The sequence below is a fragment of the Sphingobium sp. BS19 genome (genome assembly GCF_027925545.1).
In the GTDB taxonomy this organism is placed as follows: Bacteria; Pseudomonadota; Alphaproteobacteria; order Sphingomonadales; family Sphingomonadaceae; genus Sphingobium.
Genome location: NZ_BSEF01000031.1, coordinates 20,662 through 28,024 on the forward strand (window position 1 = coordinate 20,662; position 7,363 = coordinate 28,024).

9 protein-coding genes are annotated in these 7,363 nt (G+C 59.2%); 6 read left to right on the top strand and 3 right to left on the bottom strand.

Annotated features, from left to right (window positions below; genetic code table 11):
• Positions 1-83: 83 nt before the first annotated feature.
• Positions 84-653 (top strand): recombinase family protein, encoded by a 570-nt coding sequence (locus tag QMG56_RS21245; RefSeq protein ID WP_281824720.1) that lies wholly within the window; start codon positions 84-86, stop codon positions 651-653.
• A gap of 62 nt (positions 654-715) precedes the next feature.
• A complete protein-coding gene (locus QMG56_RS21250) occupies positions 716-1,852 on the top strand; it encodes a hypothetical protein (protein ID WP_281824722.1) in 1,137 nt (378 codons plus the stop codon).
• A 131-nt stretch (positions 1,853-1,983) separates the two neighbouring features.
• Here the strand turns inward: QMG56_RS21250 and QMG56_RS21255 are convergent, their stop codons facing one another.
• The 3 genes from QMG56_RS21255 to QMG56_RS21265 form a co-directional block, all read right to left on the bottom strand.
• Complete coding sequence (locus QMG56_RS21255; protein WP_281824723.1) at positions 1,984-2,658, bottom strand: lytic transglycosylase domain-containing protein; 675 nt, start codon at positions 2,656-2,658, stop codon at positions 1,984-1,986.
• The gene (locus QMG56_RS21260; protein ID WP_281824724.1) at positions 2,655-3,017 is read right to left on the bottom strand and encodes a hypothetical protein; all 363 of its coding nucleotides are present in this window, start codon (positions 3,015-3,017) and stop codon (positions 2,655-2,657) included. Before QMG56_RS21260 ends, QMG56_RS21255 begins: the two co-directional genes overlap by 4 nt.
• A 240-nt stretch (positions 3,018-3,257) precedes the next feature.
• Positions 3,258-4,016: a LuxR family transcriptional regulator gene (locus tag QMG56_RS21265; RefSeq protein ID WP_281824726.1), complete on the bottom strand. Its 759-nt coding sequence runs from the start codon at positions 4,014-4,016 to the stop codon at positions 3,258-3,260.
• A gap of 263 nt (positions 4,017-4,279) precedes the next feature.
• Between QMG56_RS21265 and QMG56_RS21270 the strand changes: the two genes are divergently transcribed.
• The 4 genes from QMG56_RS21270 (at position 4,280) to QMG56_RS21285 (ending at position 7,070) form a co-directional block, all read left to right on the top strand.
• Positions 4,280-4,846 (top strand): hypothetical protein, encoded by a 567-nt coding sequence (locus QMG56_RS21270; protein ID WP_281824728.1) that lies wholly within the window; start codon positions 4,280-4,282, stop codon positions 4,844-4,846.
• 78 nt (positions 4,847-4,924) lie between these two features.
• Positions 4,925-5,203 (top strand): type II toxin-antitoxin system ParD family antitoxin, encoded by a 279-nt coding sequence (locus tag QMG56_RS21275; RefSeq protein ID WP_281824729.1) that lies wholly within the window; start codon positions 4,925-4,927, stop codon positions 5,201-5,203.
• Positions 5,203-5,496: a type II toxin-antitoxin system RelE/ParE family toxin gene (locus QMG56_RS21280; protein ID WP_281824731.1), complete on the top strand. Its 294-nt coding sequence runs from the start codon at positions 5,203-5,205 to the stop codon at positions 5,494-5,496. Before QMG56_RS21275 ends, QMG56_RS21280 begins: the two co-directional genes overlap by 1 nt.
• A 155-nt stretch (positions 5,497-5,651) precedes the next feature.
• Positions 5,652-7,070: an ISNCY family transposase gene (locus tag QMG56_RS21285; protein ID WP_056366771.1), complete on the top strand. Its 1,419-nt coding sequence runs from the start codon at positions 5,652-5,654 to the stop codon at positions 7,068-7,070.
• Positions 7,071-7,363: the final 293 nt, after the last annotated feature.

A 7,363-nucleotide genomic window follows, 5' to 3' on the forward strand; every position in this document is an offset into this window, starting at 1 on the left:
AGACGTAGTCTCTGGACGGCTTTGGGGTATGCCGCGCGCCTGCGGCGTCGGCGTCCACAGACCGAGCGTTTGGGAGACGGTGATTGGGCGGCACATTGGGCTACGCGCGGGTGAGCACGGGCGATCAGGATGTTGCCGGGCAGACGATGAGGCTCGAACAGGCGGGCGCGATCAAGGTGTTCACCGACGTGCGCTCGGGCAAGTCAATGGACCGCCCCGGCCTTACCGAGCTGCTCGCTTATGCCCGTGCTGGCGATACGCTGGCTGTCGTTCGCCTCGATCGCCTCGGCCGTTCGCTCGGTGAATTGCTGACCGTGGTGAAGGAACTGAAGGAGCGCGGCGTCGCTCTTCTCAGCTTGGAGGAAAAGATCGACACTTCATCGGCCGCCGGCGAGCTGATTTTCCACATCTTCGGCGCGATCGCGCATTTCGAACGTCGTTTGATAGCAGAGCGCACGAAGGACGGTATTGCTGCGGCGCGCGCCAAGGGCAAGCTGCCGGGGCGGCGGCCGCTCGATCCCGACAAGGCCAAAGCGGCGCTGAGCCTGGTGATGGCGGGCATGTCGCCGACCGACGCCGCGCGGCAACTTGGGCTGGGCCGCGCGACGGTGTATCGCGAAATGGCCTTGGCCGGTGTTCGGCGAGCAGGGTGATGTCTTGGTTTGGTGGAAACGTCGCCCACGGCAGTATGGCGCCCATGAACGATGGCTGTAATATGACAGCATTTTCCACCGGGTTGGTAAAGGTCCGTCGTGCCGTGCGATGGTTCACGACAATACGTCCGATCCGATTACCTGGCTGGGTTGCTGCAGCCCTTCTCTCGCTCCTGTGCGCTTGCGGACCAGTTCCGCCTTCCGCCCCAACTGCTAGCGATGGGCGCTATCTTGCGAGGATCAGCATCGATCCAGAGGCGCGTCACCTGCTGCTGACTGACTGCGAAAGTTCTGCGCCCATCTTCAATGGCTGCGATCTGTTGTCGCTCGACCTGATGAACGGTCGCCTGTCGCGATACGTGCTCGGGAAGGAGCGCCTTTTGGAAGGAAGCTATAGTTCCCACGGTGACGAGATCATGGTGGTGGTTTCGGCGGGCGCACGAGGCTCACCGTCGTCCGAGGCGGGGGAGGAGAGCCGGATAGGCATGATGCATCCCGACGGGTCCGGATGGCGACTACTGAACATACCCTTGGGTGGCATATCTGGACCCGTTCTCTCGCCGGACAGAAAACGCGTAGCCTATTGGCGCGGCGTAGCGCGGCCGCCCGGATCAAAGACGTTTGCGGCCGATCATGACGTATATGAATACGATATGACTTCAGGTCGGGAAACGCTGTTTGCAGGGCCGTTCGAGTTCTTCGAAAAGACGGGAATAATCTATCTCTCGCCAGATCGCCTTTTGTTAGGTGCTTATGGTCCACGCCAGTTTGCTGACGACATGACAAAATACGATCAGACAAACAGCCGGAGCGCAGTCTATGTCGTAGAGCGCGGTGCCACCACGCTGCCCAGGCCCGTCTTACGAGATGTCACCGGCGCCGAATTTCCCACCAAGGACGCGGCTGACAACACCTACTTCGTAGGAGAGCGGCCAGGAATTGCATTCTTTCGTCGGTCTCCTGGCGGCGCGGTAACGCAGTGGAGCGCCTTGGCGGCAAGCGTCGGAAACGGCATCCGCGACGTCGCGGTCGCCTCGAACGGAAAAGCTGTGGCCTACTTGTTCGATCCAGCCAGCGACCCTTTTCATGTCGACCGGAGCAAGTCACCACAGGTGGGAATGCTCGACACCGGCACGGGGGCTTGGCGAACGGTCGAAGTGCCGCCCACCGCAACGGCGAGTAAGATTACGGTCCGGTAGTGAGTTGGAACGGCGCCAGTGGGTCGCTGATCATGGCACGAGATTTGATGTTCGCCATGTGTTCGAGCTTAGCGCAATCCAGAGAGCATCCGATGCGATGACCTCTATCTTGGAATTGGGCGCTAAGGCAGTCATTCGGCTTGTCCTTTCGGTGAACTGTTGGATGCTCCCCCAAAGACCATCAATGATGCCGTCTGCGCTCCGGCAGCGGTGTCCCATCCGTTTTGGACGCGCGGCGACATGCCGCCCGTTGGCGGCTGTGTAAATTTGGGGTCAGGCGTTACTGGCGCTGGCGAAGCGGCGGGTTCCGGGGCCGCTCCACGCCTGATCGCTGGCACGACGACACTCGACGACGCGTAGACGCGGCCGACATAGCCGTTTCCGAACCCGCGCGAACGACTGCCCGTATTGTACATCGACATGGCGGTCGCGATGGCCACCTCTATAGAAGGGCTGGAGCGCGCAACGCTCAGATAGTTGGAAGCCAGCACGCGTGCGGCGGCAGCAAGATTACGGCAGGGATCGAAGGCGTCATCGACCGACAGTCCAAGCCACCTCAGATTTGCGCTGTTGATTTGCCCCAGACCCAGATCGACGTTGTAGCCGCGGGCAATGAGTGATCGCGCGGCTGCGGCGGCCGATGCCCGATCGCTGGGATTGGGTGCGGCAACGCCCTTCGCATTCACGCCGATGGCGTAGGGGTTGAAATGACTCTCGGTATGGACGACCGACACAAGCGTTTCGACCGCAACCGATGGTGCGCATTGCTGCGCCAGTCCGACCACGGTTGCGAGCTCGAGGATCACTGTGGTGTGGTCCCGGGTTCGTCGGGAGACGCTGGCAAGCTTTCAATATTCGCGAGAGAATAGGATTGCTGCCGCCCGTCGGTGAACGTCATCACCACCCGGCGCCGCAAAGCGGAATCGCGATCATAGACCTTGGTCTTCGCAACGCCGCCACCGGAGCAGCCGGGGAATGAACCGCCCAATGCCAAACGCTCCCAGAGCTTCACCATAGGCGGTACGCAGGCGGGGTACTGGGTCGCACCGCCCGGGTTCGAGAGGCAAAGCAAAACCTGGCAGCCCAGATCGTTGGCGGACGCAGGAGCCGCCTGGGCGAACATCGCCACGATCGGAACGGCAAGGGCAAGGCGCAGGCGCTGCATCTGATTTCTCCGCTTTTCAGCGCCGCTGCATTAGAAATGCGCCGACCACTCTTCGTTGAAAATCACCTCTCTTTTGAACCCGGCCCGGCGTTTTCGGGCAATCCCCCCATAAAGGGGGGGGTGGATGTACGAAAGATGGCGAGGGCGTAGAAATGGGGGACGGCCTGGATGGCCAACCATCTTATGGCCTCAAGACAAAACGACTTGATGCGCCTATTCGCTATAGTGGGAGCAAAACCGCTAGACGAGCGTGTCGATGTTCAAATGTCCGTCTCGAACGGCGCGCAGCACGAGCTGTGTCCGGCGACGCACGCCATAGCGTCGGCGCGCACCTTCGACATATTCATGGACTGTATCACGGCTCAGACCTAGAATCTGTCCAATTTCCCAGTCACTTTTCCCTTGTGCCACGAGGTCCAGGCAGTCGATCTGGCGGGGGCTGAGCGCTGTCGGCACATTTGCCAGTTCATCGGGACCGAGAAGGGTACGAGCCCGGTCGAACGCAACCGTGCCAATCAATCGGGCAGAGAGAAGGTCCGGGCTTGAGATCGTCTCATCGCCTTGCCGCGCTACTGTGAACATCGCGTCGGGCTCATCGCGCATCCTGATAGGCATAGTAAACCCCGATGCCAGTCCATGCGCGCGACCCCGTTCAAGAATCGAAAGCTGGCGAGCATTGGGCGCGATGTAATCCCCGATCTGATCCCAGGTGAGCCCGGAGACGGTCTTGGCGCAGGCGACGTGGACCGGATCTTCAAGATGGAGGCGCGCGTCTATTACCTCCTCGACCCAGCGTACCGGATAGGTGGTTATCAGCAGGGCTTTGCGGGTGGTCCGTTTAAGGTCGACATTGTGTACCAATGCGAACCAGCGGAATCCGAACTGACGAACGATCGCATCAAGCAAGGATTTGAGTTGTTCGAGCGTCGTCGCCTGGCGGCATTCGGCTTCGAATGCGGTGATATCGCCCAAGCGGCCAGCATCTTCGAGACTGCTCATAGTGCGAACGATTCGCATTTCGATTGTGTTTTCGCTAGTCACCTTTCGGCGAAGCCATTGAAAAACAAGACTGGATACATCCTGCCGCCAGCCCCCCGCAACAAATGCACAGGTCGTCCTTGGAGGGAGTTGCCCAGTGTTATAATGAAAGGGCGCGCGTGACACTTTACCTTTGGGCAAAGTGTCACAGCTGACAAAATGATCAAGTGGATGGCCAAAGGGGATTCACTTCACCCCCTATATGTGCTTGATTCAATCCCGTTATGTTGCAATCTCCGATAATTGGCGACGGCCGCCCACAAATGGATATGCCATCCCTGCTGGAGCTGCTTGCGCGGTCTTCGTCTCGACCGCGGTATGCGTTTATGGTCCTAAATCTGATCGCGCAGGTGTCCCGCCCTGACGGCAGCGCCGGCCCTCTCGTGGCAAAGGGCGGTGGCCTCATTTCCTTGCGTGACTGGCTGTGCGACGCGCTGACCCCGATGGGCCAGCGTGACCCTCGGCGTGTCGCATTGGAAGAACGGATGCGCCAAGAGTTGGAGAAATCGGGCACTTTACCATGTGACGTAGCTCAGGCCACGGCTATGGTAGAAGTCGCTATCCGTCAGCAGGTGCGGGCGTCTGGCAAGACGAACGTGAGCCGCGCTGTATCTGACCTTGTTCGCGCTGGCCTACTTAAGCGGCATTATCAGGGCTATTGTGTGGACCATCATAATCGCGGTGCGCAACGGCAGGCCGTTTACATCTTGGCAGGCGCAGCTCGCGGTTTAATTTCCGGCGGGCAGCAGCAGCCCAGGATGGTTCCGAAACAGGCAGAATTGGCATTCTGAACGGAGAAGTGTCCAACGCATTGTCAATCTTTGACATAGGACTTCACTAGCGATACTTCTATGCTGAAGGAGTGCGCTATGTCTGCAATGAATGTATCCCTTACCCCCGATCTCGATCGCTTTGTCCGGGAGTCCGTGGGCGGCGGGCGGTACCAGTCGTCAAGCGAGGTTGTTCGCGATGCGCTGCGACTGCTTCAGGACCGGCAACGTCGTGAGGCACTGAAGCTGGAGGCTCTGCGCGTCGAGATCCAACGCGGAGTTGACAGCGGCCCGGCAACACCGCTGGATATGGCATCTGTTAAGACGCGTGCACGCGCGCAGTTAAAGGCACTCAGCACCGACGCCCAAGAAGATTGATGGCGATCTACAAGAGGCCCGCAGCAGAAGAGGATCTGATCTCGATCTGGCTGTATATCGCGACTGACAACGATGTTGCAGCCGATAAACTTCTTGATCGCATCGATGAGGCGTTGGCGCTTCTTGTCGGTAATCCTCACGCTGGTCGCAGTCGACCTGAATTAGGCGCATCCATCCGCTCGTTCGTCGTCGGGCGCTATTCTCTTTTTTATGGCGTCGTTGACGGAAGCGTCGAGCTTTACCGTGTGATCCACAGCGCGCGAGATATTGGTAGCGACACATTTGACGATTAAGCTAGCAATATCAGAGCAATAACTAATCCGATTTAACATAACTATTATTATCGAACTTTAGATTTGTAGCAGCAACGTTCAAATGTCACAGTTGCGCAAAGTAGAGATGTCTCACTTGGGCTACCGTGCCCTCCGGCTGTTCGGAGGTATTGAGCATGGCGGTGTTGCGTATGAGTACCGAGGAGCTTTCGCGGGTCGAGACGCTGATGCATGTGGTTTCAGGTCGCATGACCGTCACCCAGGCCGCAAGGCTGATGAGCGTCAGCCGCCGCCACGCCCATCGACTGCTGACGCGTTACCTTGACGATGGATCATCCGGGCTTTTGTCGCGCCGCCGTGGTCGACCAAGTAACCGGCGCTTGGATGATGCCATCAGAGATCAGATTGTCGCACTGGTTCGGACCCATTATCATGATTTTGGGCCTACATTGGCTGCGGAGTATTTGGCCGAACGGCATGATCTCCGGATTTCGCGTGAGAAGCTGCGGCAGATGATGATCGAGGCCGGGATTTGGAAGGATCGTCAGGCTCGCCGTCCTCGCCCATATCAGCCGCGCTACCGCCGGGATTGTCGGGGCGAACTGATCCAGATCGACGGCTCAAAACATTGGTGGTTCGAAGACCGCGGCCCGCAATGCACATTGCTGGTCTATATCGACGACGCGACCAGCGAACTGATGCACCTCAGGATGGTCGAGAGCGAGAGCACCTTCGCTTACATGGAGGCGACCCGCGCGTATATCGAACGGCACGGCAAGCCGGTGGCCTTTTATTCCGACAAGCACAGTGTTTTCCGGAACGCGCGGGCCAGCGCCGCGCGTGGCGACGGGATGACGCATTTTGGCCGTGCGCTGGATGCCCTGAACATCGAGATCATCTGCGCCAACTCGCCACAGGCCAAGGGCCGCGTCGAGCGGGCCAACGCCACCTTGCAGGATCGCCTGGTGAAAGCGATGCGACTGGAGGGTATCTCGTCGATCGCGGACGCAAACGCTTTCCTCGACAGTTATATGGCCAGGCACAACGAGCGGTTTGCCCGCCCTGCCTTCGATGTCCGCGATCTGCACCGCCCGCTTGCACCGCATGACGATCTGCGCTCGATCATGGTCTGGCGGGAGCAGCGAACGGTGACGGCAGCGCTGACGCTGCACTACAACAAGGCGATGTTCATCCTGGAGCCGAACGATGTCAGCGAAAAGCTGGCGCGCAAGCGGGTGACGGTCTGCGAATATCCCGACGGTCGACTGGAGATCGAGCATGAGGGCCATGTCCTGCCCTATCGTCAGTTCGACAAGATGCGGCAGGTGAACCAGCCTGCCATTGTCGAGAACAAGCATCTGGACGCAGCGTTGCTGCTGGCCCGGCAGATGCAGGCGATCATGCCGCATCATCGCAAACGCAACAATGACGCCCCTGCCCGCCGTGACCAACCCATGCATCTGTTCCCCGAGCCGGAACCACCCGCGAAGATCGATCGCCGCAAACTGGGCGGCTCGAAGCTCAAGCGCGGTCCCAGGCTCAGTGATGAGGCGTTGCACGAACGCGGCACGCTCAGGTTCGTGCAGAGGACATGACCGGGCCCACTGCAGGGCAGCGGGTCCATGGCCACTACCCCAAGATCAGCGCATCAGCAGGGTCTGCGCTGCGCTATCCCGAGGGCTCCACGCAGCCCCTGCTTTCCTCAACGTGTGACATTTCTATATGGCAGAAATTGTGACTTCTCTAAATGGCAGGAACAAATATTGTAGCAGCAACGTTCAAATGTCACAGTTGCGCAAAGTAGAGATGTCTCACTTGGGCTACCGTGCCCTCCGGCTGTTCGGAGGTATTGAGCATGGCGGTGTTGCGTATGAGTACCGAGGAGCTT